This window comes from Xanthobacter nonsaccharivorans, from assembly GCF_043194755.2.
GTDB classification, from domain to species: Bacteria; Pseudomonadota; Alphaproteobacteria; order Rhizobiales; family Xanthobacteraceae; genus Xanthobacter; species Xanthobacter autotrophicus_G.
Window position 1 is genome coordinate 2,375,106 of sequence record NZ_CM195526.1, and the last position, 23,661, is coordinate 2,398,766.

A 23,661-nucleotide genomic window follows, 5' to 3' on the forward strand; every position below is an offset into this window, starting at 1 on the left:
TTACGTGTCTCTCGCCGCCGTGATCGAAGGCTTCGATCTGCAGGCGGCGGGCATCGCCGCACCGAAGATCGGCCCGGCCTTCCACATGACGCCCCAGCAGATGGGACTGTTCTTCTCAGCCGCCACCTTGGGGCTGATGTTCGGTGCCCTCGTCGGCGGCTATACGGCCGATCGCTGGGGCCGGCGTGCCGGCCTCGTCATAGCGCTCGTGGCGTTCGGGATCGCCTCCCTCGCCACCATCCTCGCCACCTCTGTCGAGACGCTGATCGCGCTCCGCTTCCTCACCGGGGTCGGGCTCGGCGGCGCCTTGCCGAACCTCGTGTCCATCGCCTCGGAAGCGGTTGGCCCGGACCGGAAGGGGAGGGCGGTCGCCCTCATGTATGCCGGGATGCCGCTGGGCGCGGCGGTGGCGAGCCTCGTCGCCCTGCTGGACCTCCACGGCGGCGACTGGCGCTCCATCTTCCTTGTGGGCGGCATCCTGCCGTTGCTTCTCGTGCCCTTCATCTACGCCGGCCTGCCGCCCCTGAAGATGGCGCCGAGCCTCTCCGGGCGGAAGACACCGTGGACCGAGGTGTTCCGCCCCGACGCCATGGTCGCCACGCTGCTGCTCTGGAGCGCCTTCTTCCTGGGCCTGATGGTGGTCTACCTGCTGATGAACTGGCTGCCGCAACTGCTGGTGGCGCAGGGCTTCTCGCGTAGCCAGGCCTCGCTGGCGCTGATCCTCTACAGCCTCGGCGGCACCGTGGGCAGCCTCATCGGCGGGCGGGTTCTTGACGGCCGCCAGCGCATCGTCGCCATCGGCGCCAGCTTCGCCTTCGTGGCTGCCGCTCTCGCGATGCTGGGCCTGCTTCCGCCAGCGCCCGCGACCATGCTCGTCACCGTGACTCTGGCGGGCGTGGGCGTGCTGTGCGTGCAGTCGATCCTCTATGGCATCGCCCCCCAATGCTATCCGGCGGAGATCCGGGGAACCGGCGTGGGCGTGGTGGTTGCCGTCGGCCGTCTGGGCTCCATGGCCGGCCCCCTGCTCGCCGGGGTGCTGGTGGCGCAAGGCAGCACGCCGGCGGATGTCATGCTGTTGCTGGTGCCCATCATCATGGTCTGCGGCCTGGGCACCCTCGCCCTGGTGGGCAAACGGTTTCGCCCGGCCCTCGCCTGAGCCGCGCACCCGAGCCTCCGGGTGTCACGGGGGCTCGGGGCCGAGGAGCGGAAGGCGTTGGCTCGCACGGAGGGAACATGAAATGAAGTTCTTGCGCTTTGGACCCGCCGGAGAGGAAAAGCCGGGCGTGCTTGATGGCAACGGGCGTATCCGCGACCTCTCGGGGGAGGTCGGGGACATCTCGGGCGATGTCCTGTCGGCGGCGGGCATTGCGCGGCTGTCCGCCCTCGATCTTTCCATGCTGCCCCTTGTGGAGGGGGAGCCTCGCCTGGGATGCCCGGTCGCCGGTATCGGCAAGTTCATCGCCGTCGGTCTGAACTATGCGGATCACGCGGCCGAGGCGAACATGGCCCTGCCGAGCGAACCCGTCATCTTTTCCAAGGCCACGAGCTGCATCGTGGGGCCGAACGACGACGTTGTCCTTCCGCCGGCTTCCACCAAAGGTGATTGGGAAGTCGAATTGGGCATCGTCATTGGAAAGACCGCGCGATACGTCTCCAGGGAAGACGCATTTTCCCACGTGGCAGGATACTGCCTGGTGAACGACGTCTCCGAACGCGAATACCAGCTGGAGCGCGGTGGCACCTGGGACAAGGGGAAGGGCTTCGACACCTTCGGTCCGATCGGCCCGTATCTCGTCACCGCCGAGGAGGTCCCTGACCCGCACGCGCTGGACATGTGGCTCGACCTGAACGGTCAGCGCATGCAGAGCGGCAGCACGCGGACGATGATCTTCGACGTGGCGTCGCTGGTGAGCTACATCAGCCGGATCATGACCCTGTTTCCAGGCGACGTGATCACGACCGGCACGCCACCAGGCGTGGGCATGGGGCAAAGGCCGGAGCCGATCTACCTGAAGGCCGGCGACGTGATGGAACTCGGCATCGACAAGCTCGGGCGCCAGAGACAACGGGTGCGGGCTTGGGCCTGACACGGTCGTTTTGAAGCCGCCAATCTGGCGAGGTCATCGACCCCGCCAAGTGCGCATCACCGCAGCAAAGCGTCGACCTTGTCGCATTCCGACGCGCTCAGGCGAAAATCGAAGATGGCGAGATCCTGCGCCATATGGTCAGGCGAGGAAGTGCCGGTCAGGCAAACGATGTTCTGCTGGGTCAGAAAGCGAAAGAAGATCTGGGCGGGCGTTCGCCCATGTCTTTCGGCCATCTTCATGAGAACGGGCTGGGACAGGACACCGGGATTGGCGGTCAGGGTCCAGAAGCTCTGGTACAGCATCCCGCTTTCCCGGCAGAAGGCGCGGATGTCCCGATCGTAGCCGGTCTTGCCGTAGAACCGGTTCTGGATCACCGCAGGCTTGATGCGGGCCTGCCCATGTATGGCCTTCAGCCGGCTCGGCTCATAGCAGTTGCTGATGCCCAGCTGCCGCGCGCCGCCCTGCTCAAAGAGGCCCTCCATGGCCCGCCACACTTCCAAGGTATCCGCGTCGTCCGGATAGGGAGAGTGGAGGACGAGGCAATCCAGGTACGAGGTGCCGAGGTTCATGAGCGACGCCGCGAAGGACTGGCGCACCTGCTCTCCAAGGCCGGCGGCGGGGTCGTAGGGAAGGTGGTCCGGGTCCTGCCCCTTGACCGGAGTGAACTTGGTCTGAAGATAGATGTCCGCGCGGCTCAGCCCCTGGCCAAGGGCGGCCGCGAGCCCTGCGCCGACCCCCGGCTCATGGTAATGCTTGGGCTGGCAGGCGGTGTCGATGCCCCGGAAGCCGGAACGCACGGCAAGCTCCACCAGCTCCGCGGTGCGCTCCTTCTTCCAGGCGGTGCCGTAGATGATGCGGGGCATCCTCACACCACAGGCGGAAACGATGTGGCGCGGGTCCTCGCCGCCAGGCATTCCGGCCCGATCCGGCGCTGACATCGCTCAGGACTCCGCGGCCGCCGCGGCACCCCGCCCGAGTGGGGCGCGGGTCATCGGCGGAAGAGGCAAGCTGGCAAAGCTATGGGAAAGAAGCGGGGCTCGGTGCATCGCGCTTTTGTCCTGTCTCAGGCTGCTTCGGTGAAGACCGTCAACACCCCGGTGTATCCGTAAAGATGGTGCCGGGCGATTTCGCCACCGGCGAAGAAGCCGACCAGCGGCACCGGGCCGAGGCCTTCGCTCACCATTTGGAATTCGGCATTGGCCTTGCCGAAATGGGGGCCGCCCCGCCCGGAGCAGCTGATGTAAAGTGCGCCCCGGATGCCGCCGGCCGCCTCGGCCTGGGCTCGCACCTCGGAGACGATGCGCCGCAGATCGGCCTTCGCCGCCTCGGCGTTGCGCTTGCAGAACGCGAGCTGCATGCCGGCCTTGATCTGCTCCGCCACCACAAGCACCCCGGCCTTGCGCCCGACGCCGAGCAGGTGGCGCACCTCCGTGTTGGTGCCGAACTGTCCGGGCTTGGCGGACACGTCCTCGCCGGGGGTGCTCAGCCCCGCGAGGGTCTGGGCAAGCTCCTGGCGCAGCTCCGGATCGGGGATCTCCTCGCCGAGGCCCAGGTCCGCCAGCGCGCAAGCCAGGGCGGGGCGATTGTCGAGGGACACCAGATAATTGCCCTCGGCACGGGTGATGATGCGCTGGGGTCCGATGGGCTGGCACCCCTGGGTGACGCGCGACAGAGCGGGCACCTCATGCGCGAAGGCCACACCGGAAAGACCGCCCAGCAGAACCTCGTCGGCGAAGAGCAAAGGCTGGTTCCGCGCTGAGGACAGCCCGCCGAAAAGGTAGCCGGTGGCGGTCCTCCCGCTCAGGGCCTTGAGCTGATCGGGCAGGTCCGGGCTTGTTCCGTCGGCGTGCACCAGGGCGGTGAAAGCCTCGAAACCGTGGGCGTCCAGCGGGCTGGGGCTGGAGAAGAGCCTGAAGGAGCCATCCGGCAGGTCGGCGAGCATCAGCACCATGCCCGGCGCGTCGAAATATTCCACCGCCTCGGCGGCCACTCCGATCCCGACCGTGCCGACCCAATGAACCTCGGGCAGGCGCTCCCGGAGCGCCTCCATGATGTTTCCCGCGGCGGAGGTGTGGTGGTCGGTAAGGTAGCACCAACCCAGGTTGGGCGTGGACGCGTCCTGCCGCTGGTGCCGGATCTGGGCCCAGCAGGAGCCAAGCGCCATCTGCCAGTTGGCATCACCGGCATGGGCATAGATGAATTTGCTCATGTGAGGAGATCTGCATGAAAGGTGTGGCTATGAACACGGATGCGTACAGTTCCCGCCACGAGGGCAGGCAAGGAGCGGGCCTGGCCTGCTCCGGAAAGGATGCGCTCGCCCGGCCAGCGGCCTTTGTGATCCATTGATGGACCGCCTTTGTTGAAGAATGACGGCATTGAAATCGACAGTTCTTCGATGCAATCGCCATGCCGCGGGTTCCGGTTCGGCCGGCTGACCCTTCAGGGGGATCGCGGCCTTCAGTTTCAGATCCCGCGTCGCCCCGATCATGCCCATCCTTGGGCTCCGCCGCTCCACGGGTCCTTGAATTGGCCCGCCAGCGGCCTTGCAGGGGGGGATCCAGCCCCGAATGGAGAACGATGCTGAATGCGTCACAGCCGCGTGGAAACCTTGAGAAGATCAGCTTTCCGATGGCTATTCCGAGTTCTTCCCGCAAAATGACGCAGCGTTCCCGAATGCCTTGACAGGCCGCGGATCCTGATGCTTCTCATGGCTCATGCTTCGCGCACTGGCAAAAGCCCTCGAGTCGATCAAAGCCCCGGCCTTCCGGCGGGCGCTGTCGGTCGTCTTGATGGCGTGCCTCATCGCCGGGCCGATTGCAGGCACGCTGGCATCGCATCACATGCAAGATGCCGATGGCGCCGCGAAGATGCAGTCCCGGGAGGTCGCGTCCTCGACAGGAACGTCTGTCGCCGAATTGGATGCGAAGGCCTTCGGTCAGGTGCACGATCCCGCTCAGCCCCAGCCCTCCGCCGATCATGACTGCCATGGCTGCTCCATGGTGGTGCTGCATGCTCCGGCCGGGAGCGAGGCCCTGCGCCTGCGGTCCACGCCGGAGGCGGCGCCCGCACGCCTGAGCGCCGGCCGCTCCGTTCCAGCAGACATCCGCCCCCCGCGCGCCTGATCCGACTTCTGCTCGCGCGCTGACGCTCCGCGTCGGCGATCCGCCATCAGACTCCGGATCAGATCATGTCGCCTCGTGCCCTCGCGCTTGCGCTTGGGGCAGCGCTCGCGCTGCTTCACGCGTCGCAGACGCGCGCCGAAACCGCCCGTCCGCTGACCCTGACCAGCGCCCTCGCCAGCGCCCTTGCCGCCAATCCGCGCCTCACGGCGGCGGAGCGCGACATCGGGATGGCGGCGGGCCGCCACACCCAGGCCGGTGCCCTGCCCAACCCCAACCTGTCCCTCGAGGTGGACAATGCGGCGGGCTCCGGCTCCTACCAGGGGCTGGACCTCGCCGAGCAGACCATCCAGATCAGCCAGCTGGTGGAACTGGGCGGCAAGCGCGAGGCGCGGATGGCCGCGGCCGGCGCCGGGGTCGGCGTTGCCCGCTGGGAACGGGAGGCGATCCGCCTCCAGGTGCTGGCGGAGACCGCCTCCACCTTCGCCGCCGTGCTCGGGGCCCAGCAGCGCGCCCAGATCCTTGAGTCTCAGGTGGCGGCCATCCAGCGGCTGGCGCCGCTGCTGCAGAACCGCGTCCAGGCCGGCGCCTCCTCTCCGGCCGAGATTTCGCGCGCCCGCGTCGCCGCCGACTTCGCCAGGGTGGAGCTGGACCGCGCCCGGGCCGCGCTCGGTACCGCAAGGCGGGAACTCGCGCTGCTCATGGGCCTTCAGGAGGCGAGGTTCGGGCGGGTGACCGGCAACCTGGTCAAGGTCAGCGCCCCGCCGCCCTTGCCGCGCCTCATCAAGGAGGCGCTGGGCAATCCGCAGCTCACCCGCTTCACCGCCTTGCGGGCGCAGCGCCAGGCGGACCTGCGATCCGCACAGGTCAAGTCGGTGCCGGACGTGACCCTCGGGGTCGGCTACCGGCACTACAACGAGACCGCCGACAGCGGCATGCGCTTCACCCTGTCCATGCCGATCCCGCTGTTCGACCGCAACGACGGCGGCATCAGCGAGGCGAACGAGCAGCTTCTGCGGGCGGAGGCGGAGGAGGCCATCGCCCGCAGCGCCCTCATCTCCCAGCTTGGCCGCGCCCATGACGGGATGAAGGCAGCCTTCGACGAAATCACGCTGCTGCGCGGCAGCACCATTCCGGGGGCGCGCGCCGCCTTCGAGGGGGTCGAGACCGGCTATTCCGAAGGCCGCTACACCCTTCTGGAGCTGCTCGACGCCCAGTCCACCCTCACCGACGCCACCCTGCGCGAGCTCGATGCGCTGGTCTCGTTCCACACCGCCCTCGCGACCCTGGAAGGACTGACAGGGCGACCGGTGACCCTCACCAAAGGAAAAGCCAAATGAGCCGCACGGCGCGACGCGACGTGGCGATGCTTTTCGTCGGCCTGCTGGCCGGCGCGGGAGCGCTGTACACGTTTCAGGACCAGGCCCTCCCCGTTTCCGGCGGCCTCGCCGCCGAGCGCGGACATGGTGGGGAAGGGGCCCATGGCGCGGAAGGGGGCGGCCATGCCGAAGGCGGGGTGGAGCTGGATGACACCCGGCTCGCCGCCGCCGGCATCGGGCTGGAGACGGCCGGCCCCGAAATGTTGCGCCAGAAGCTGCGCCTCAACGGGCTGGTCCAGCCCAACCAGGAAAACGTGGTCCAGGTGACCCCGCGCTTTCCCGGCATCGTCCGGGAGATCCGCAAGCGGATCGGCGACACCGTGGCCAAGGGCGACATGCTCGCGGTGGTCGAGAGCAACCAGAGCCTGACCACCTACGACATGAAGGCGCCGCTCTCCGGCACCGTGGTGGACCGGCAGGTGGGCCTCGGCGAATACGCCTCGGAGCAGAAGCCGGCGTTCGTGGTGGCCGACCTGTCGACCCTGTGGGTGGACCTCTCCGTCTATCGTCGCGATTTTCCGCGGGTGCGGGCCGGCGACAAGGTCGCCATCGATCCGGAGGACGGCGGACCGGTCATCGACGGCCGGGTGGCCTATGTCTCCCCCATCGGCTCGGCCGACACCCAGACCGCGCTGGCGCGGGCGGTCATTCCCAACGACGGCATGCGGCTGCGGCCCGGCCTGTTCGCGGTGGGCACCATCACCCTTGCGGAGAAGCCGGTGGACCTCGCGGTCCGCACCAGCGCGCTCCAGACCATCGACAACCGCACGGTGGTGTTCGTGCGCGACGGCGACGCCTTCACCCCCCGCGACGTGGAGATCGGCGCGCGCGACGCCGAATGGGCCGAGGTGCTGTTCGGACTGATGCCGGGCGATGTCTACGCCGCCAGGAACAGCTTCGTGGTGAAGGCCGAGCTCGCCAAGGGGAGCGCCAGCCATGAGCACTGAACACAACGGCACTGAACAGATCGGCACCGCGCCGGCCGGCGCCCTCAGGCTCGTCACCGCCCTGATCCATCCCCACCTCGAGGCGCGCGTCGTCAAGGCGCTCCAGGAGCTGCCGGAGTTTCCGGGTTTCTCCCTCGTGGAGGTGCGGGGCCAGGGCCGCGGGCGCGGGGCGGGCGGCACTTATGTGGCCACCGAATACGACCTCGTCTACCAGCGCCACCTGCGCCTGGAGATCGTCTGCCGCGCCGATGCGGTGGACGCGATCACGGACGTGATCGCCCGTGCCGGCTGGACCGGCCGCAGGGGCGACGGGGTGATGTTCATCACCGCAGTGGAGCGCCTGATGCGCATCCGCGAGGCCGGCGCCCCCGCGCGTGAAGGGGAGGGCGCGCGATGATCGACGCCATCCTCGCCTTCTCCATCCGCCAGCGCTGGCTGGTGGTCATGGCCTGTCTCGCCATCGGCGCCTTCGGGGCGTGGAACTTCACGCGCCTGCCCATCGATGCGGTGCCGGACATCACCAACGTGCAGGTGCAGATCAACACCTCCGCGCCGGGCTTCTCGCCGCTGGAGACCGAGCAGCGCATCACCTTTCCCATCGAGACCGCCATGGGCGGCCTGCCGGGCCTGCAATACACCCGCTCGCTGTCCCGCTACGGCCTCAGCCAGGTGACGGTGGTGTTCCGCGACGGGACCGACATCTACTTCGCCCGCCAACTGGTGAACGAGCGCATCCAGCAGGCGCGGGACCAGCTTCCGCCGGGAGTGGAAACCGCCATGGGGCCGGTCTCCACGGGCCTCGGCGAGATCTACATGTACACGGTGGAGGCGAAGGACGGGGCGAGGAAGCCCGATGGCCAGCCCTTCAGCCCCACCGACCTGCGCACCATCCAGGACTGGATCATCAAGCCGCAGCTGCGCACCGTGCCGGGCGTGGTGGAGGTGAACACCATCGGCGGCTTCGAGCGGCAGTTCCATGTGCTGCCCGATCCGGCGCGCCTCATGGCCTACCGCATCTCGTTCCGTGACGTGATGACGGCCCTGGCCGCCAACAACGCCAACGTGGGCGCCGGCTATATCGAGCGCAACGGCGAGCAGTATCTGGTACGTACCCCGGGCCAGGTGGCGGACGCGGCCGACATCCGCGAGATCGTCATCGGCAGCCGGGGCGGCACGCCGCTGCGCATCGGCGACATCGCCGAGGTGCGCGAGGGGCGCGATCTGCGCACCGGCGCGGCGACCCTGAACGGGGAAGAGGTGGTGCTGGGCACCACCATGCTCCTCATCGGCGAGAACAGCCGCACGGTGGCCCAGCGCGTCGCCGCGCGCCTCGAGGAGATTTCCCGCTCGCTGCCCGAAGGCGTCATCGCCCGCGCGGTCTACGACCGCTCGCACCTCGTGGAAGCCACCATCGCCACGGTGGAGAAGAACCTGCTGGAAGGCGCGCTGCTGGTGGTGGTGGTGCTGTTCGTGCTGCTCGGCAATTTCCGCGCGGCGCTGGTGACCGCCTTCGTCATCCCGCTCGCCATGCTGTTCACCATCACCGGCATGGTGGAGAACCGCGTCAGCGCCAACCTGATGAGCCTCGGCGCCATCGACTTCGGCATCATCATCGACGGGGCGGTGATCATCGTCGAGAACTGCCTGCGCCTGCTGGCGGAGGAGCAGCACCGGCGCGGCCGGCTCCTGAGCCGTGCCGAGCGGTTCGAGACCATCCTCGCCGGCTCCAGGGAGGTGATCCGGCCGAGCCTGTTCGGCACCATGATCATCGCCGTGGTCTACCTGCCGGTGCTCACCCTCACCGGGGTGGAGGGCAAGATGTTCACGCCCATGGCCATCACCGTCCTGATGGCGCTGGCCGGCGCGGCGCTGTTCTCCATGACCTTCATCCCGGCGGCGGTGGCGCTGCTGGTGACGGGCAAGGTCTCCGAGCACGAGAACGTCATCATGCGCGGGGCGCGGCGCCTCTACACGCCGCTGCTCGACGCCGCCATCAACTACCGGGCCGTGGTGGCGGTGGCCGCAGCCGGCCTCGTGGTGGCGAGCGGCCTTGCGGCATCGCGCATGGGCGGCGAGTTCATCCCGAGCCTCGACGAGGGGGATGCGGCGATCCAGGCGCTGCGCGTGCCCGGCACCAGCCTCACCCAGTCGCTGGAGATGCAGCAGGCGCTGGAGAAGAGCCTGCTCAAGGTGCCCGAGGTGAAGGAGGTCTTCGCCCGCACCGGCACCGCGGAGGTCGCCACCGACCCCATGCCGCCTTCCATCTCCGATGGCTACGTGATGCTGAAGCCACGCGCGGAATGGCCGGATTCCGGCAAGTCCAAGAGCGAGGTGATGACCGACATCGAGAAGGCGGCCGAGGGGGTGGCGGGGAGCAATTACGAGCTCTCCCAGCCGATCCAGCTGCGCTTCAACGAGCTGATCTCGGGTATCCGCAGCGACGTGGGCGTCAAGATCTTCGGCGACAACCTCGACGTCCTGCTGCAGGTGGCGGGGCAGGTGCAAGGCGTGCTCCAGACCGTGCCCGGCGCCGCCGACGTGAAGACCGAGCAGGTCTCTGGCCTGCCCATGCTGACGGTTGCCCTCAATCGCGCGGCCATGGCGCGCTACGGGGTGAGCGTCGCCGAGGTGCAGGAGCTGGTGGAGATCGCGGTGGGGGGCCGGGAAGCCGGCGCCCTGTTCGAGGGCGACCGCCGCTTCGACATCGTGGTGCGCCTGCCCGAGGAGCTGCGCACCGACATCGAGGCCCTGCGTGCGCTGCCGGTGCCGCTTCCCCCTCCGGCCAACGAGGAGGCGAAGCCGGTGCGCGCGGCCTGGGGGCCGGGTACGGCGGCGCAGATCCGTTACGTGCCGCTCTCCGCCATCGCCAGCCTCACGGTCTCCCCCGGCCCCAACCAGATCAGCCGGGAGAATGGCAAGAGGCGCATCGTGGTGAGCGCCAACGTGCGTGACCGCGACCTCGGCTCCTTCGTCGCCGACGCCCAGCGCCAGGTGGCGGAGAAGGTGAAACTGCCCGAGGGCTACTGGATCGGCTGGGGTGGCCAGTTCGAGCAGCTGGTCTCGGCCACCCAGCGGCTCGCCATCGTGGTGCCCATCGCGCTGGCGCTCATCTTCCTGCTGCTGTTCATGAGCTTCGGCTCGGTGGCGGATGCGCTGCTGGTGTTCTCCGGCGTGCCGCTGGCGCTCACCGGGGGCATCGCGGCGCTGGTCCTGCGCGACCTGCCGCTCTCCATCAGCGCCGGCATCGGTTTCATCGCGCTGTCGGGCGTGGCGGTGCTGAACGGCCTCGTCATCATCGCCTTCATCCAGCGCCTGCGGGCCGAAGGACGGGACGTGGCGGCGGCGGTGCGCGAGGGCGCCCTCACGCGCCTGCGCCCGGTGCTGATGACGGCGCTGGTCGCCTCCCTCGGCTTCGTGCCCATGGCGATCGCCACCGGCCCGGGCGCGGAGGTGCAACGCCCGCTGGCCACCGTGGTCATCGGGGGCATCGTCTCCTCAACCATCCTCACCCTGCTCGTGCTGCCGGCGCTCTACGTGCTGTTCCGCCGCGAGACCAAGCCCGCCGCGACGCCTCTGCCTGTGGCGGAACGACCCCACCCCTAGAACCAAGGAGAACATCCCGTGCTGAAACGCCTTACCCTCGCCATTGGGCTGCTCATCGCCGGCCCTGCGCTCGCGCAGCATGCCCACGGCATCCAAAAGGGCCCCAACGGCGGTCCCCTGGAGGACCTCGCGGGTGTCCATGCCGAACTCGTCGTCTCGGGCGAGAAGCTCAACATCCATGTCTTCGACGAAGCCGGAAAACCCGTGGACACCGCCGGCTTCACCGGCTCCGCGATGCTCGTGTCCGGCAGCGAGAAAAGGACCATCCAGCTTTCCCCTGCCGGCCAGACGCTCGCCGGGCAGGCTCCCGCGGCCATCCCCAAGGGCACGGCGGTCACGCTCCTGATCAAGACCGCCGCCGGCAAGTCGGGCCAAGCGAAATTCACCACGCCGTAATGCGGGAGACGACCATGACCAACACCTCTTTCCGGCGCCGCATTGCGCTTTGGAGCCCGCGCGCCCTGCTCAGCCTCGTTGTTCTCGCAGCATCCCCCGCCCTGGCGCTCGATCCTGTGCCAAAGGGCTATCGTGAGAAGCAGCGACATGATTTCCGGGACGTGCAGCTGGGTCTCAGCCATTCCTCCGGCTCCGACCGCAGCGTACCGAACGGGGGCACCATTCCGCCTGCGGCGCCCGCCGACGCGGCAGGCAAGGCCGATGACCGCTCGAAGCGGATAAAACAATAGGAAAGCCGAACAGCCGCGATGGCAGCTCCGCGGCGATCACCCGCGGCAGATGCAGTGCTGCGTCTTCACGCCCGATGCTCATCGCGCGGCAGGAGCGGGATCGAGAGAATGAAGGTGGCGCCATTCCCCGCGCCATCGTCGTCTCCCAGCACGATGCTGCCGCCATGGGCCTCCAGCATGGCCCTCACGATGGGCAGGCCCATGCCGGTTCCGCCGGTGTCCCGTCGCGTGGTGAAGAAGCTGTCGAAGACCTTCGCCCGGTTGGCGGCGGAGATGCCGGTTCCGTCATCGCGCATGCTCACGTGCAGTCGGTCTCGCTCCTGACGGGCCGAGACCGCGAGGGACCGCGCCCCGTGGCGCAGCGCATTGTCCGCAAGGTGGGAGAGGACAATGCGGGCGTTCTCCGGCGAGATGCGGATCGGCTCGGACAATGCGCCGTCCGCCTCGATCCTCAGCGAGGCGAAGGCCGTGCGCAGGTCGGCGACGGCGGCGGCGAGGGTGGTGGCTCCGGCGATCGGGACGCCTTCCGCCCGCGCCAGCTCCCTCAGCCGCTGGACGATGGCGGTGAGCCGGCCGGTGTCCGAGATGATGTGGTCGAGGAAGCGGCGCTGGTCGGCACGGTCCATGCCGCTTGAGCCCGCGTCGAGATCGTCCCGCAGCAGTTCGGCCGCGCCCTTGATGGCGGTGAGCGGCGACTTCAACTCGTGCGAGACATGCGCGGCGAAGGTGGTGATGAAGTCCGATCGATCCTGCAGGGCGTGCGCGGTATCGAGGAAGCCCTGGGACAGGGCTGCGAATTCCGCGGTGCCGTGATGCGCCAGCGGCGTGAGGGCGCTGCGGTCGCCCCGTCCGATGGCCACCGTCCGCAGCATCAGCTCGCGGATGGGCCGGGTGATCGTCCGCTGGAAGATGAAGCCGATGAGCGCGGCGAGGGCGAGGATGGTGAGCCCCGCCGCCGCCAGCTTGCCGCGCTCGTCGTGAAGGCTCTTGAACACGTTGCTGGGTGTGCGCGAGGCGTAGACGACGCCGGCGACACGCCCATTCACGATGACCGGCATGGCCACGAACAGCCGCACCGACGTGCCGCGGCTCAGCGAGTAGAGCGGCGGTGGCTCGTGCTTGGAGACGCGCAGGCGCATGACAGCCTGGAACCGGCCGTCGAGCGCCGCCGCCACCTCCTCCACATGGGCGAGGGAGAGGCCCAGCTCCTCGCGCCCGGCGATCACGACGCCGCGCGGGTCCAGCAGCCGGAAGCCCGCGAGGGTGATCTTCTGCGTCGCCGCAAGGTCGGGCGCGAGCCGCGCCCCGAGGGCGACGAACGCCGGGTCGGCCGGCACCGGCGCCGCCTCGGCGGCGGGCCTGCGGCCCAGGATGGCATCGTGCGCGAGGTCGAGCGCGGGCAGGATCGGCCGGTAGGGCATCTCCGCCTCGGCCGGCGCGGGCGGCACGGCGGCGCCGAGGGGCACAGCCGGGGGCAAGGCCTCGATTTCCCTGGCCATGACGGTGGCAAGCACCGCGCTCTGGCCGATCAGGTCCGCCTCCGTCTGGTGGATCAGCTGGTTCTCGTAGATGCGGAAGAAGAACAGCCCGGCGAGCGGCAGCGCCAGGGCGGTGAGGATGACCAGCCCGACAATGAGGCCCATGGTCGGGCGCCATTTCCGCGCGACCTTCGGCGTCGGCGCGCGGCTGCTCACGGCTCGGCCCGGCAGCGGCCGATCCGGAAGCCCACGCCATGCACCGTATCGATGACGCTGTCGCAGCCGGCGGTGGCGAGCTTCGCGCGGATGTTGCGCACATGGCTGTCGATGGTGCGGTCCGCCACATGGATCGCACCGCCATAGGCCGCATCGAGGATCTGGGTGCGGCTGAACACCTGTCCCGGCCGGGCGATGAGCGTCCTGAGGATCGCGAACTCGATGGCGGTGAGGGCGATGGCATCGGCGCTGAAGGTCACCGTGTGCGCATCGGGATCGAGCGTGAGCGCGCCTTGCGACAGGAGGGCCGGGCCGGGCCCGGGCCTTGCCTGCACCCGCTTCAGGATGGCGTTGACCCGCGCCACCAGCTCGCGCGGGCTGAACGGCTTGGTCACATAATCGTCGCCGCCGATCTCCAGGCCGATCACGCGGTCGATCTCCTCGTCCCGCGCGGAGAGGAACAGCACCGGCACCTCGGAGGTCTTGCGGATGCGGCGGCACACCTCCAGCCCGTCCATCTCCGGCATGCCCACGTCGAGCACCACGAGATCCGGCGCACCTGCGCCGAACCGGCTCAGAGTCTCGGCGCCATCGCGGGCGGGGAGGGCGATCATGCCTGCCTTCTCCAGCGCAAAGCAGATGATGTCGCGGATGTGCGGATCGTCGTCGGCCACGAGGATGCGGTAGGCCACGGGTCGGCGGCCTAGTTCGCCGCAGCGGGCGCGATGCCCGCCGGTGCCACATCGAGGGGGTGGGCCGCGAGAACCTGCTTCAGCCGCCAGTTGCGGAAGGTCCAGCTGCGCCAGTCCGCCTGCTCGATCATGCGCGCGGCGGAGCGCTGCTCACACTGAAGCAGGGCAACCTGCCGCTGCGTGAGAACATACGGCTTGCCGTCCATCTTTATCCCGACGTAGGCCGGCAGCGCATCCGGACCCAGCGAGACCAGATAGGCGACGTCGAAATCGCTCCCCATGCCAATCCTCGTCTGCCAGTGCGTCAGGTTGTAACGCGCGACGATATACGGAAAGTTGGCGAAGCAGCACAGATAGAGCGTGGCCGCGACCGCAATCGCATTGGCCGTGAGCAGCCACGCGTTCGACCTGCCGTGGAGGATCTGGACCACGATCAGCATCAGGCCGAGCCCCACCAGCCCCATCCAGATGAACGCCGCAAGCCGCAGCTGGGTCAGCCCGTAGGTCTCCACATAGAGCGCCGTGCGCAGGATGGAGGAGGTCACCAGCGCCACGTTCTGCGCCACGAAGACGAGCACCAGCGGCCGGATCCAGCGCGATGCCGCGGCGGGGCCTCCCGGGCGCATGGCGGCGAGCACGAAGGCCGCGGCCAGCAATGCGGTAACGATCAGCGGATAGGCCCCGCGATGGGCATAGGCCGCATGGCTCATGCCGTCCGGCAGCGCGCGTCCGCCCCAGAGATAGGCCGCATCCAGCCCGGTCTGGACAGCGAACAGCGCATTGAACAGCACCAGCGAGCGCAGCACCGCCGCCGGGCCGAGAAGGGCCTGCATCTCCGGCAGATCCTCCTGGCGCTGCGGGGGCAGGGGGGCGGCGCGCCTGCGGCCACGCCTGAGGCGCACCAGCGGCCAGACGAGGCAAAGTGCTGCGAGCCAGAAGCCCAGTCGTGGCAGGGAGATCAGGTTGGGAAGGCGCTGGAGGTCAAGCGTGCTTAGCCAGGCGTGGATGAGCGGGTTCGCGGTATCGAACAGCCCCAGGAACACCAGAGTCAGCAACACCGGGGCAATCCAGGCCGCCAGGGATGCGGCGCCCTTGAAGCCCTTGGGGCCACGAGCCGAGAGGCGGCGCACGCGGGTCAGGTCGTTCGCAAGCCGGAATGGCCCGACGAACGGCAGGCCCATGGCCCGTGCCAGCCCCGCAGGCCAGCCCTCCCCGGCACCGTTCGCGAGCAGACGAACGAGATAGAGCGCCGTGACGCCGGCCACGAGCACCGACAACCAGGACACATCCTCGACCAGAGCCGCGAGCGCCAGGAAAAACGCCAGCGCGCAGAAGAGCCTGAGCCGGGCCGACGCCCGGATGGGGTTCGCCGCCACCACCAGCACGCCGCAGGCGCCGAGGAAGAGTGGCAGCGCAAGGCCGATGGCGTGCGTGTTGAAGAACAGCCCGTCGGCCAGTGCGACGGCGGCGAGGGCGAAGCCGGTCGGCCGGGCCAGCCAGCGGTGAGCCCTTCTGGGGGCGCGGTGCGCGTCGGGCATCATGGGACATCCCGGAGCGGGAGAGCGGGAAGGGGAAACGGCGGCGTGGCCGGGGCGTCGGAGCCGGGCCGGAGGGCGTCGCCGGCGGGATGCATGGGCGCAGGCACGAGCCACCAGCCATCCCGGGTCAGGCGGCGGGGCAAAAGGATTGGTCTGAGGGGGAGAGCGATGAGGTTTTGCATGCCGCGCAGGATGAGCCGCGGCTGTGCAGTGCCCTTGAGGGGCGCGGGGAGATTTCGAGGATTGCTGTGCAGGTTATGTGCAGGCCGGAGCGGTCGGCACCCCTGCCGACGAGGCGCTGGATGATCCCGCGCGAGACATTCTGAGGGATTGCAGCTCAGGACTTCGTCGGTCCAGGTCGGCCTCCGCATTTGCGGGCGAGGCGGGAGGGGCGGGCTTGCCCATTCGCCAGGAATGCCTCCGAATGTGGCGACGTCTGCCGCTGTCTTTCATGAAGCCTGAGCATGACTGCGTACAATTCATGACGGCTAATCCCGAGCCCGGGGGGCGCTTATCCTGCGTCCTCGGCGAAGACCTCTACCGGGTCTCTTGACGACGCTGGAACGTGCCATCGGAGGAGGATGAACGATGCGGAAGCGCACACTCGGCAAGTCGGGCCTCGAAGTGTCCGCCATCGGCTTCGGCTGCATGGGCCTCAACTTCAGCTATGACCATGCGCTCGGGAAGGAGGACGCCGTCGCGCTGATCCGCGAGGCGGTCGATCTGGGCGTGACCTTCTTCGATACGGCCGAAGTCTATGGCCCCTTCACCAACGAGGAGATCGTCGGTGAGGCGCTTCGGCCGGTGCGGGACAAGGTGGTGATCGCCACCAAGTTCGGGTTCAACATTGCCGATGGCAAGATGGCCGGGATGAACAGCAGGCCCGAGCACATCAAGCAGGTGGCGGACGCCTCGCTGAAGCGGCTCGGCATCGATGCAATCGACCTTTTCTACCAGCACCGCGTCGATCCGGATGTTCCGATCGAGGACGTGGCGGGCGCAGTCAAGGATCTGATCGCCGAGGGCAAGGTCCGCCACTTCGGGCTGTCGGAGCCCGGGGCCCGGACCGTCCGGCGCGCCCACGCCGTCCAGCCGGTCTCGGCCCTGCAGAATGAATATTCGCTGTGGACCCGCGGCCCCGAGACCAACGGCATCATCGAGGTCTGCGAGGAGCTCGGCATCGGCCTCGTGCCCTACAGCCCGCTCGGCAAGGGCTTCCTGACGGGGGCGATCCGCAAGGACACGAAGATCGGCGACACCGACTTCCGCAAGACCCTGCCACGCTTCACGCCCGAAGCGATCGAGAAGAACCTGGCGCTCGTTGATCTTTTGACACGCGTCGCAGCGGAGAAGAAGGCGACGGCGGCGCAGATCGCGCTCGCCTGGCTGCTGGCGCAGAAGCCGTGGATCGTGCCGATCCCGGGCACCACGAAGCTGCATCGGCTCAAGGAAAATATCGCGGCCGCCGACGTGGCGCTGACCGCCGCCGACCTTGCCGAGATCGCGCATGCCGCCGCTGCGATCGAGGTGGAAGGCGACCGCTATCCGCCCCACCTCATGGCCACCACCGGCCGCTGAGCCCGCGGACCGGGACGGTGCGGGTGATCCACGAAATGGAGAAACAGATGGGCAACAACATCGAAGGCAAGGTCGTCGTCATCACCGGCGCCAGCAGCGGGCTGGGCGAGGCCACGGCGCGCCATCTCGCGGCGGAGGGCGCGAAGGTCGTGCTGGGCGCCCGCCGGCTCGACCGGCTCCAGTCCCTCGCGCAGGAGCTCGGCCTCGATGAAGCGGCGGCGGTCCAGACCGACGTGACCGACAGTGAAGCCGTCAAGCGCCTCGTGGACAAGGCGGTTGAAGTGCACGGCCGGATCGACGTCATTCTCAACAATGCAGGGCTGATGCCGCACTCGCCGTTGGAGCGCGGCAAGATCGCGGACTGGGACCGGATGATCGACGTGAACCTCAAGGGCGTGCTCTACGGCATCGCCGCCGCGCTCCCGCACATGCAGCGCCAGAAGAGCGGGCACATCATCAATGTGTCGTCAGTGGCCGGCCACAAGGTGCGCCCGGGCAGCGCCGTCTATGCTGCGACCAAGGCGGCCGTGCGTATGCTCTCGGAGGGGCTGCGGCAGGAGGTGAAGCCCTACAACATCCGGACCACCATCATCTCCCCCGGCGCCGTGCGCAGTGAACTGCCGCAGAGCATCACCGAGGCCGACGTGGCCAAGGGGATCCACGACTTCTACGAGGCCTACGCCATTCCCGCGGAGAGCTTCGCGCGCATGGTGGCCTTCGCCATCGGCCAGCCCGACGAGGTGGACGTGAACGAGATCCTGTTCCGCCCCACGGCCCAGGAGTTGTGACACGGCTTCGCGATGAGCACGTGAAGCGCCGTCTCGAAGCCGGTCTGCATTGGGCCTCCCAGGTGAAAGGCAGGACGACGGGGCGGACGGCCCCGTTCGCTCTTCCTGAGATTTCGAGGGCCGGCAAGATGATGCAGCCGGCGATCGATCGTGCGCACTTCGGCTAGACCCGCAGCAGTGTCTTGATGGCGCGGCGCTCATCCATGGCCCGGTAGCCCTCGGCGACATCGGCCAGCGGCAGGGTGAGGTCGAAGACCTTGCCGGGATTGATCTTGCGCTGAAGGACGAGGTCGAGCAGGTGCGGCAGGAAACGCCGGACTGGCGCCGGGCCGCCGAGCATGCCGGTCTGCGAGAAGAACAGCCGCTGCCCGTCCAGCTGGACCCCGTGCGGGACGCCGACGTAGCCGATCATGGCGCCGGGTCGCGCGCTTGCGATCGCCTGATCCATGGACTGGGCGGTGCCGACGCATTCCAGCACCGCATCCGCTCCGATGCCGTCCGTGAGGTCCTTGATCACGGCGATGCCCGCCTCGCCGCGCTCGGACACGATGTGGGTCGCGCCGAATTCCAGGGCGAGGTCCTGCCGGCTCTTGTGGCGGCTCATGGCGATGATGCGCGCGGCACCCATCTGGCTGGCGGCCAGCACGCCCATCAGCCCGACGGCGCCATCGCCGACCACGACGACGGACGACCCCTCGCTCACCCGCACCGCATCGGCCGCGTACCAGCCGGTGCCGAGCACGTCGGAGGTCGCGAGCAGGCTCGGGATGAGGTCATCAGGCGGCAGCTCGGGGGTCGCCACCAGCGTGCCGTCGGCGAGCGGCACGCGGGCCAGCGGTGCCTGCGCTCCGGTCATGAACTCGCGCTGCCGGCACGACGACTGGAAGCCGAACCGGCAATGGGGGCAGGTGTTATCCGAGAGGCAGAACGAACCGACCACGAACTGGCCCGGTCGCACCGTCGTCACGGCGCTGCCGACCTCCTCGACGATGCCGCAATATTCGTGGCCCATCGCCCTGGGCTCGGTCACCTCATTGAGGCCGCGATAGGGCCAGAGGTCGGAGCCGCAGACGCAACTCGCGGAGAGCCGGATGATCGCATCCGTGGGCCGCAGGATCTTCGGTTCCGGCACCTCCTCGCAGCGCACGTCGCGCGTGCCGTAGAGCATGGTTCCCAGCATGGCATGTCCTCTCGCAATCTGGTGTCGCAGGACCCGCGAACGCTCAGCTCCCGCCGGTGCGCGCGGGGTGACGTAGCGTCAGGGGTCACGATCCGCGTTGGCCCGAGCGCAAACCGGGCAGGTCGCGCCGCAGGGCGGTGGTCGGTTTCTCAGGCGGGAGCGAGATCGCCGTACCAGTAGGAAGCGGTCACGCCGCCATCCATCAGGACGTCGCTCCCGGTGATGAAGGCCCCGTCCGGCCCCATCAGGAGCGCTCCCACGCTGCCGACCTCGTCGGGTGTTCCGGCTCGGCCGACCGGGCACAGATCGATCATGCGCCGGTAGCCTTCGGCTCGCGGCCCGCTCAGCTCGTCCTTGGCCAGAGGCGTGATGATGATGCCCGGACTGATGGCGTTGATCCGCGCTCCGCGCTTGCCCCAGCGCACAGCCTCCGCCATGACCCGCAACGCGTTCCCCCGCTTGGAGAGCTGGTATGCGTGGAGCGTGTCCTTCACCTGGGCGGGCTGGAGGAAGGGAAGCGCGAGCAGCTCGTCGGCCGGCGTCGACGCCAGCGCAGCGTTCTGCTCCGGCGTCAGCGCGCCGAGCCGGTGGCCTGACTGGGAGGAGATGACAACGCCCGCGCCGCCGCGGGCGATGATCTTGCCGAATTCCTCGAGCAGCACGGCCGTTCCATAAAGATCGACCGAGAGGATCATTTCCGGCGTCGCCTGCGATGGCGAGACGCCGGCGGCATGGATGACGCCCGTGACGTCGCCGAGCGCCCCGGCCTGCGCCACGAGGGCTTGGACGGACTGCCGCGAAGAGATGTTCACGGTGGTGGCGCTGACCTCGAACCCGGCGTTGCCGAGCACCGTGGCAGCGGCTTCGGCATTCTCCTGCCGGAGATCCGCCAACAGGACGCGCTTGCCGGCACTGACCCGCCGCGCAATCGCCTGGCCGATCGATCCCGGACCGATCACCACGATGACTTCACTCATTGCAAGCTCCTTCGACGGATGGCGCCTCGGATTGGCTCGCAGGACCGGAAAAGCCCGAACCGGCCACGGTGCCGTCTACGGCCTCGCGCGCTCAGGTGACGCCGCCGCCATAGTCTTCGTCGGCGACCTTCCCCATCCAGCTGACGGCCGAGCCGTCCTGCATCTCCGCGATTGCCACGTGCGACATGGCGCAATCGGGCGCGGCGCCGTGCCAATGCTTCTCGCCTGGCGCGAACCAGACGATGTCGCCAGGCCGGATGATCTCGATGGCGCCGCCCTGGCGCTGAGCGCGACCGATGCCGGAGAGAACGAGCAGCGTCTGGCCCTTGGGGTGCGTGTGCCAGGCAGTACGGGCGCCGGGCTCGAAGGTGACTGTCGCCCCGCTCAGCGCGCCGCTTCCGCTGAACGGCGCATCAATCCTCACGGTACCCGTGAAATATTCCTCCGGCCCCGTCCTCGACGGTTGCGATCCACTGCGCTTGATGTCCATGGCTGCGGCTTTCGTGCCTTCGGCGCCGGCCCGCCCGGCCACCACGTCCTTGATGTGGCATTCAGGATAGCGGGAGGACATTCGTGGCATAAGCCGCTATAGATTGCATAAAGCCATATCGGGATTTCATGAATGAGGCGGGAAGAGCTCGTCGATCTCAATGCATTCCTTACGGTTGCCGAAGAGCAGAGCTTCACCCGCGCCGCCGCCAAGCTCGGCACGTCGCAATCCTCGCTGAGCCATACGGTGCGACGCCTGGAAACGCGGCTTGGGGTCCGTCTCCTGACGCGAACCACACGCAGCGTGGCACCCACCGCGGCGGGCGAACGACTTTTGAGCACGCTTCGGCCGGCGCTGGACAGCATCGGGGCGGAGCTCCAGTCGCTGAACGAGCTGCGAGAAAAGCCCATCGGCACGATCCGCATCACCACCTCGGACCATGCGGCGAATACCGTCCTCTGGCCGGTGCTGGAGCGGTTCCTGCCGAGCTATCCCGACATCCATGTCGAGCTGAGCATCGATTCCAGCTTCACCGACATCGTGACGGAACGCTTCGATGCCGGCGTCCGTCTCGGCGAGGCCCTTGCGAAGGACATGGTGGCGGTGCGGATTGGCCCGGACCTGCGCATGGCGGTGGTGGGCGCGCCGGCCTATTTCGCGACCAATCCCGCGCCGCGCATGCCGCATGATCTGGCGGCCCACAACTGCATCAACCTGCGCATGCTGAGCGGTGGCGGCCTCTACGCCTGGGAGCTGGAGAAGAAGGGCCGCGAGGTGCGCGTGCGCGTCGACGGCCAGCTCGCCTTCAACACCACGATCATGATCGCCCGCGCCGCGGAAGCTGGCCTCGGTCTCGGCTTCGTCATGGAGGACCAGGTGCGTGAGCAGCTCGCGGACGGCCGCCTGGTGCGGGTGCTCGATGACTGGTCACCGTCCTTCTCGGGCTATCACCTCTATTACCCGAGCCGCCGCCAGCCATCGGCGGCGTTCGCGCTTCTCGTGGAAGCGCTGCGCTATCGCAAGTGAATGCGGAGAACACAGGCGATCGGCTGACGGCTCGGATCACGCCGTTCTTTCCGCCGGCCCATGGGGTGCTGCGGGTCGATGATCGGCGAGCGCCATCGCTGAGGTGATCGGCGGTCGTGCGAATAAACGGGACGGCGGTCGCCGCCGGCCCCCGATCAGAGCACGTTGGCCTTTTGCCATCATCGACCTAGCTTCGGCGTGTCAGCATTGGTCCGTAAATGGCCAGAAACCCGGCAAAGGCGACGCACCAGGCCGTGACTGCTGCGAGCATGAATGGCGTTCCCCAGGACGGCAGGAATGCCATGCCCACCCGCGCCGCCAAGGCTACCACCACCAGAAGATAGACCGCCTGGGTGCCCCTGGAGGCCGCCAGCGCGTGGCCCGTATGTCCCAATGTCGCGCGCGTCATCATCGCCAGCGTCATCCCGCCGACGCCACCGATGGCCCAGACGTGAATGCCGACGGCGGCCGGCAAGTCCGCGCGGAAGCACGAGGCGCCAGCCGCGAGAAAGCCGAGGGCGGTCAGCAGGAAGGCCCCGTGGAGCACGAGCACGAGCGGGTCCGGGAGCGTGCGCCATCCCCGCCAGCGGGCAAGCCGCAGGAGGTTGGCGACGCCAGCCGCGAGGAGCGCCGCGCCGGTGAGGCGGGTGTCCGGCGCGGCCACCCATCCGGCGAGGCCGACGGCGGAGACCGCGAGGGCCATGGCGTCCCAGTGGTCGAGGGGGGCCGGCCGGCGCGCCTCGCCGCGCTTCGCCAGCCAGTTGCCGGTGAAGCTCGGCACCACGCGTCCGCCGAACAGGAGGATGAGGAACACGATCAAGGCGAGTGCGGCCCGCGCCGCGTGGTCCGCCGTGCCGGTCATGTGCGCCTCCAGGTGAAAGCCAAGATTCGCGAGCGCCAGCAGCAGCACCACCGCGGCGACCTTCAGGTTGCGGGTGTTGCGCCCGGCGATGATCTCGCGCGCCACCACCGCGGTGAAGACCGCCAGGAACGCCACGTCGACGGCGGCCGCGACCGCCCAGCCGACCAGCCCCGACACCAGCACGGCGCAACGCCCCATGAGCCAGAGCAGGGCGAGGCTGCCCAGCCCGGCGCCAGCCACCGGCAGCCGTCCGGTCCAGTTGGGGATCGCCGTCAGCAGGAAGCCGGCGATGACCGCACTGCCATAGCCGAACAGCATCTCGTGGGCGTGCCAGTCGATGGCCGAGAACGCCGTAGGCAGGGCGAGCGTGCCGGAGAAGACGGCCGGCCATATGGCGATCGCCGCGAGCGCGAACACGCCCGCGCCCAGGAAAAATGGGCGGAAGCCGCGGCTGAGCAGGGCGCTTCCGCTGAAGGCCCTGAGGGTTTGCGCGGTGCGCATGTCGATCACTCCTCCCCCGACGTGTTTCCGCATGGGGGGCCTACAGGAAGAACAGGCCGTGGGCGCCGGCGGTCGCGCCGAAAACGGTTGTCGCGGCAACTCCCAGCAGCACCAGATGGATGCGCAGTGCGCGCGCCAGGGCGGTGTCCGGCGCCGCGCGGGCGGCCGCCTCGAAGCGGCGCTTCGACAACGGCTCCACGATGAAGACCGCGGCCATGAAGACAAGCCAGAGCGCGACCATGGCGCTCATCCACCAGAAGGAGGGACTGGCGAACCGGTCCCACAGATCGAGCCGCCACGTCATCCAGAAGCCCGCCAGGCCGGCGAGCGGAATGGAAATGCGCACCTGCGACGAGAAGCACCGCTCCACCCGTGCGAACAGTGCCGCGCCCTCCACGCCGGCACCGCGGGCGATCGGGAGGATGACCAGGGTGACGAAGGACACGCCGCCGATCCAGTGCACCAGGGCCAGCACATGCAGGGCACGGGCCAGGGCCACGTCATCCATTCTCGT

Annotated in this window: 22 protein-coding genes; 12 read left to right on the forward strand and 10 right to left on the reverse strand. The window is 68.7% G+C overall.

The window, feature by feature from the left end; translation table 11 throughout:
- The first annotated feature begins 4 nt into the window (after positions 1 to 4).
- Entirely contained in the window at positions 5 to 1,156 is a 1,152-nt protein-coding gene (locus V5F59_RS10880; protein WP_393977227.1) for an MFS transporter, read from the forward strand.
- Between the two features lie 82 nt (positions 1,157 to 1,238).
- Positions 1,239 to 2,087, forward strand: a complete 849-nt coding sequence (locus V5F59_RS10885; RefSeq protein ID WP_393977229.1) for a fumarylacetoacetate hydrolase family protein — start codon at positions 1,239 to 1,241, stop codon at positions 2,085 to 2,087.
- 56 nt (positions 2,088 to 2,143) lie between these two features.
- On the opposite strand, the gene V5F59_RS10890 is transcribed toward V5F59_RS10885, so the two are convergent.
- Together V5F59_RS10890 and V5F59_RS10895 are read right to left on the reverse strand one after the other, a co-directional pair.
- Positions 2,144 to 3,001: an aldo/keto reductase family protein gene (locus V5F59_RS10890; protein WP_393977231.1), complete on the reverse strand. Its 858-nt coding sequence runs from the start codon at positions 2,999 to 3,001 to the stop codon at positions 2,144 to 2,146.
- Between the two features lie 149 nt (positions 3,002 to 3,150).
- Positions 3,151 to 4,296 (reverse strand): FIST signal transduction protein, encoded by a 1,146-nt coding sequence (locus tag V5F59_RS10895; RefSeq protein WP_393977233.1) that lies wholly within the window; start codon positions 4,294 to 4,296, stop codon positions 3,151 to 3,153.
- A gap of 505 nt (positions 4,297 to 4,801) precedes the next feature.
- On the opposite strand from V5F59_RS10895, the gene V5F59_RS10900 reads away from it, so the two are divergent.
- From V5F59_RS10900 to V5F59_RS10930, 7 genes are all read left to right on the forward strand, one after another.
- Positions 4,802 to 5,209 (forward strand): hypothetical protein, encoded by a 408-nt coding sequence (locus V5F59_RS10900; RefSeq protein WP_393977235.1) that lies wholly within the window; start codon positions 4,802 to 4,804, stop codon positions 5,207 to 5,209.
- Positions 5,210 to 5,274: 65 nt separating this feature from the next.
- Entirely contained in the window at positions 5,275 to 6,546 is a 1,272-nt protein-coding gene (locus tag V5F59_RS10905) for a TolC family protein (RefSeq protein WP_393977237.1), read from the forward strand.
- Complete coding sequence (gene ihpB, locus V5F59_RS10910; RefSeq protein WP_393977239.1) at positions 6,543 to 7,532, forward strand: divalent metal ion exporter adaptor subunit IhpB; 990 nt, start codon at positions 6,543 to 6,545, stop codon at positions 7,530 to 7,532. Before V5F59_RS10905 ends, ihpB begins: the two co-directional genes overlap by 4 nt.
- Positions 7,522 to 7,929: a P-II family nitrogen regulator gene (locus V5F59_RS10915; RefSeq protein ID WP_393977241.1), complete on the forward strand. Its 408-nt coding sequence runs from the start codon at positions 7,522 to 7,524 to the stop codon at positions 7,927 to 7,929. Before ihpB ends, V5F59_RS10915 begins: the two co-directional genes overlap by 11 nt.
- Positions 7,926 to 11,135, forward strand: a complete 3,210-nt coding sequence (locus V5F59_RS10920; RefSeq protein WP_393977243.1) for an efflux RND transporter permease subunit — start codon at positions 7,926 to 7,928, stop codon at positions 11,133 to 11,135. Before V5F59_RS10915 ends, V5F59_RS10920 begins: the two co-directional genes overlap by 4 nt.
- A gap of 18 nt (positions 11,136 to 11,153) precedes the next feature.
- Positions 11,154 to 11,531, forward strand: a complete 378-nt coding sequence (locus V5F59_RS10925; RefSeq protein ID WP_393977245.1) for a hypothetical protein — start codon at positions 11,154 to 11,156, stop codon at positions 11,529 to 11,531.
- 14 nt (positions 11,532 to 11,545) lie between these two features.
- Complete coding sequence (locus V5F59_RS10930; RefSeq protein ID WP_393977247.1) at positions 11,546 to 11,821, forward strand: hypothetical protein; 276 nt, start codon at positions 11,546 to 11,548, stop codon at positions 11,819 to 11,821.
- A gap of 65 nt (positions 11,822 to 11,886) precedes the next feature.
- On the opposite strand, the gene V5F59_RS10935 is transcribed toward V5F59_RS10930, so the two are convergent.
- From V5F59_RS10935 to V5F59_RS10945, 3 genes are read right to left on the reverse strand one after another with little or no spacing between them, the layout of a single operon-like run.
- Positions 11,887 to 13,464 carry a sensor histidine kinase gene (locus tag V5F59_RS10935; RefSeq protein ID WP_393977249.1) on the reverse strand — a complete coding sequence of 526 codons (1,578 nt, stop codon included), beginning with the start codon at positions 13,462 to 13,464 and terminating at the stop codon, positions 11,887 to 11,889.
- Between the two features lie 47 nt (positions 13,465 to 13,511).
- Positions 13,512 to 14,207 carry a response regulator gene (locus V5F59_RS10940; protein WP_393977251.1) on the reverse strand — a complete coding sequence of 232 codons (696 nt, stop codon included), beginning with the start codon at positions 14,205 to 14,207 and terminating at the stop codon, positions 13,512 to 13,514.
- Positions 14,208 to 14,218: 11 nt separating this feature from the next.
- Positions 14,219 to 15,748, reverse strand: coding sequence for a DUF4153 domain-containing protein (locus tag V5F59_RS10945; protein ID WP_509211220.1), 1,530 nt, complete (start codon positions 15,746 to 15,748; stop codon positions 14,219 to 14,221).
- A gap of 585 nt (positions 15,749 to 16,333) precedes the next feature.
- On the opposite strand from V5F59_RS10945, the gene V5F59_RS10950 reads away from it, so the two are divergent.
- A complete protein-coding gene (locus V5F59_RS10950) occupies positions 16,334 to 17,323 on the forward strand; it encodes an aldo/keto reductase (protein WP_393977255.1) in 990 nt (329 codons plus the stop codon).
- A 47-nt stretch (positions 17,324 to 17,370) separates the two neighbouring features.
- On the forward strand, positions 17,371 to 18,111 hold the full coding sequence (locus tag V5F59_RS10955; protein WP_393977257.1) for an SDR family oxidoreductase: 741 nt from the start codon (positions 17,371 to 17,373) through the stop codon (positions 18,109 to 18,111).
- A gap of 163 nt (positions 18,112 to 18,274) precedes the next feature.
- Here the strand turns inward: V5F59_RS10955 and V5F59_RS10960 are convergent, their stop codons facing one another.
- The 3 genes from V5F59_RS10960 to V5F59_RS10970 all read right to left on the reverse strand — a co-directional run bounded on the left by V5F59_RS10960 (position 18,275) and on the right by V5F59_RS10970 (position 20,758).
- The gene (locus V5F59_RS10960) at positions 18,275 to 19,291 is read right to left on the reverse strand and encodes a zinc-dependent alcohol dehydrogenase family protein (protein ID WP_393977259.1); all 1,017 of its coding nucleotides are present in this window, start codon (positions 19,289 to 19,291) and stop codon (positions 18,275 to 18,277) included.
- Between the two features lie 149 nt (positions 19,292 to 19,440).
- Positions 19,441 to 20,268 (reverse strand): SDR family oxidoreductase, encoded by an 828-nt coding sequence (locus V5F59_RS10965; RefSeq protein ID WP_393977261.1) that lies wholly within the window; start codon positions 20,266 to 20,268, stop codon positions 19,441 to 19,443.
- Between the two features lie 91 nt (positions 20,269 to 20,359).
- A complete protein-coding gene (locus V5F59_RS10970; protein WP_393978565.1) occupies positions 20,360 to 20,758 on the reverse strand; it encodes a (R)-mandelonitrile lyase in 399 nt (132 codons plus the stop codon).
- A gap of 132 nt (positions 20,759 to 20,890) precedes the next feature.
- On the opposite strand from V5F59_RS10970, the gene V5F59_RS10975 reads away from it, so the two are divergent.
- Positions 20,891 to 21,784 carry a LysR family transcriptional regulator gene (locus V5F59_RS10975; RefSeq protein ID WP_393977263.1) on the forward strand — a complete coding sequence of 298 codons (894 nt, stop codon included), beginning with the start codon at positions 20,891 to 20,893 and terminating at the stop codon, positions 21,782 to 21,784.
- A gap of 187 nt (positions 21,785 to 21,971) precedes the next feature.
- Here V5F59_RS10975 and V5F59_RS10980 read toward each other — a convergent pair whose 3' ends face one another.
- Both V5F59_RS10980 and V5F59_RS10985 read right to left on the reverse strand, forming a co-directional pair.
- On the reverse strand, positions 21,972 to 23,147 hold the full coding sequence (locus V5F59_RS10980) for an NnrS family protein (protein WP_393977265.1): 1,176 nt from the start codon (positions 23,145 to 23,147) through the stop codon (positions 21,972 to 21,974).
- 40 nt (positions 23,148 to 23,187) lie between these two features.
- Positions 23,188 to 23,655 carry a hypothetical protein gene (locus V5F59_RS10985; protein WP_393977267.1) on the reverse strand — a complete coding sequence of 156 codons (468 nt, stop codon included), beginning with the start codon at positions 23,653 to 23,655 and terminating at the stop codon, positions 23,188 to 23,190.
- Positions 23,656 to 23,661: the final 6 nt, after the last annotated feature.

Coding starts and splice junctions, on each gene's coding strand:
- V5F59_RS10930 (WP_393977247.1), top strand. CDS start 11,546: ATGACCAACACCTCTTTCCGGCGCCGCATTGCGCTTTGGAGCCCGCGC.
- V5F59_RS10945 (WP_509211220.1), bottom strand. CDS start 15,748: ATGATGCCCGACGCGCACCGCGCCCCCAGAAGGGCTCACCGCTGGCTG.
- V5F59_RS10985 (WP_393977267.1), bottom strand. CDS start 23,655: ATGGATGACGTGGCCCTGGCCCGTGCCCTGCATGTGCTGGCCCTGGTG.
- V5F59_RS10935 (WP_393977249.1), bottom strand. CDS start 13,464: ATGGGCCTCATTGTCGGGCTGGTCATCCTCACCGCCCTGGCGCTGCCG.
- V5F59_RS10970 (WP_393978565.1), bottom strand. CDS start 20,758: ATGGACATCAAGCGCAGTGGATCGCAACCGTCGAGGACGGGGCCGGAG.
- V5F59_RS10900 (WP_393977235.1), top strand. CDS start 4,802: ATGCTTCGCGCACTGGCAAAAGCCCTCGAGTCGATCAAAGCCCCGGCC.
- V5F59_RS10895 (WP_393977233.1), bottom strand. CDS start 4,296: ATGAGCAAATTCATCTATGCCCATGCCGGTGATGCCAACTGGCAGATG.
- V5F59_RS10980 (WP_393977265.1), bottom strand. CDS start 23,147: ATGCGCACCGCGCAAACCCTCAGGGCCTTCAGCGGAAGCGCCCTGCTC.
- V5F59_RS10885 (WP_393977229.1), top strand. CDS start 1,239: ATGAAGTTCTTGCGCTTTGGACCCGCCGGAGAGGAAAAGCCGGGCGTG.
- V5F59_RS10975 (WP_393977263.1), top strand. CDS start 20,891: ATGAGGCGGGAAGAGCTCGTCGATCTCAATGCATTCCTTACGGTTGCC.
- V5F59_RS10960 (WP_393977259.1), bottom strand. CDS start 19,291: ATGCTGGGAACCATGCTCTACGGCACGCGCGACGTGCGCTGCGAGGAG.
- V5F59_RS10905 (WP_393977237.1), top strand. CDS start 5,275: ATGTCGCCTCGTGCCCTCGCGCTTGCGCTTGGGGCAGCGCTCGCGCTG.
- V5F59_RS10955 (WP_393977257.1), top strand. CDS start 17,371: ATGGGCAACAACATCGAAGGCAAGGTCGTCGTCATCACCGGCGCCAGC.
- V5F59_RS10915 (WP_393977241.1), top strand. CDS start 7,522: ATGAGCACTGAACACAACGGCACTGAACAGATCGGCACCGCGCCGGCC.
- V5F59_RS10890 (WP_393977231.1), bottom strand. CDS start 3,001: ATGCCTGGCGGCGAGGACCCGCGCCACATCGTTTCCGCCTGTGGTGTG.
- ihpB (WP_393977239.1), top strand. CDS start 6,543: ATGAGCCGCACGGCGCGACGCGACGTGGCGATGCTTTTCGTCGGCCTG.
- V5F59_RS10950 (WP_393977255.1), top strand. CDS start 16,334: ATGCGGAAGCGCACACTCGGCAAGTCGGGCCTCGAAGTGTCCGCCATC.
- V5F59_RS10965 (WP_393977261.1), bottom strand. CDS start 20,268: ATGAGTGAAGTCATCGTGGTGATCGGTCCGGGATCGATCGGCCAGGCG.
- V5F59_RS10920 (WP_393977243.1), top strand. CDS start 7,926: ATGATCGACGCCATCCTCGCCTTCTCCATCCGCCAGCGCTGGCTGGTG.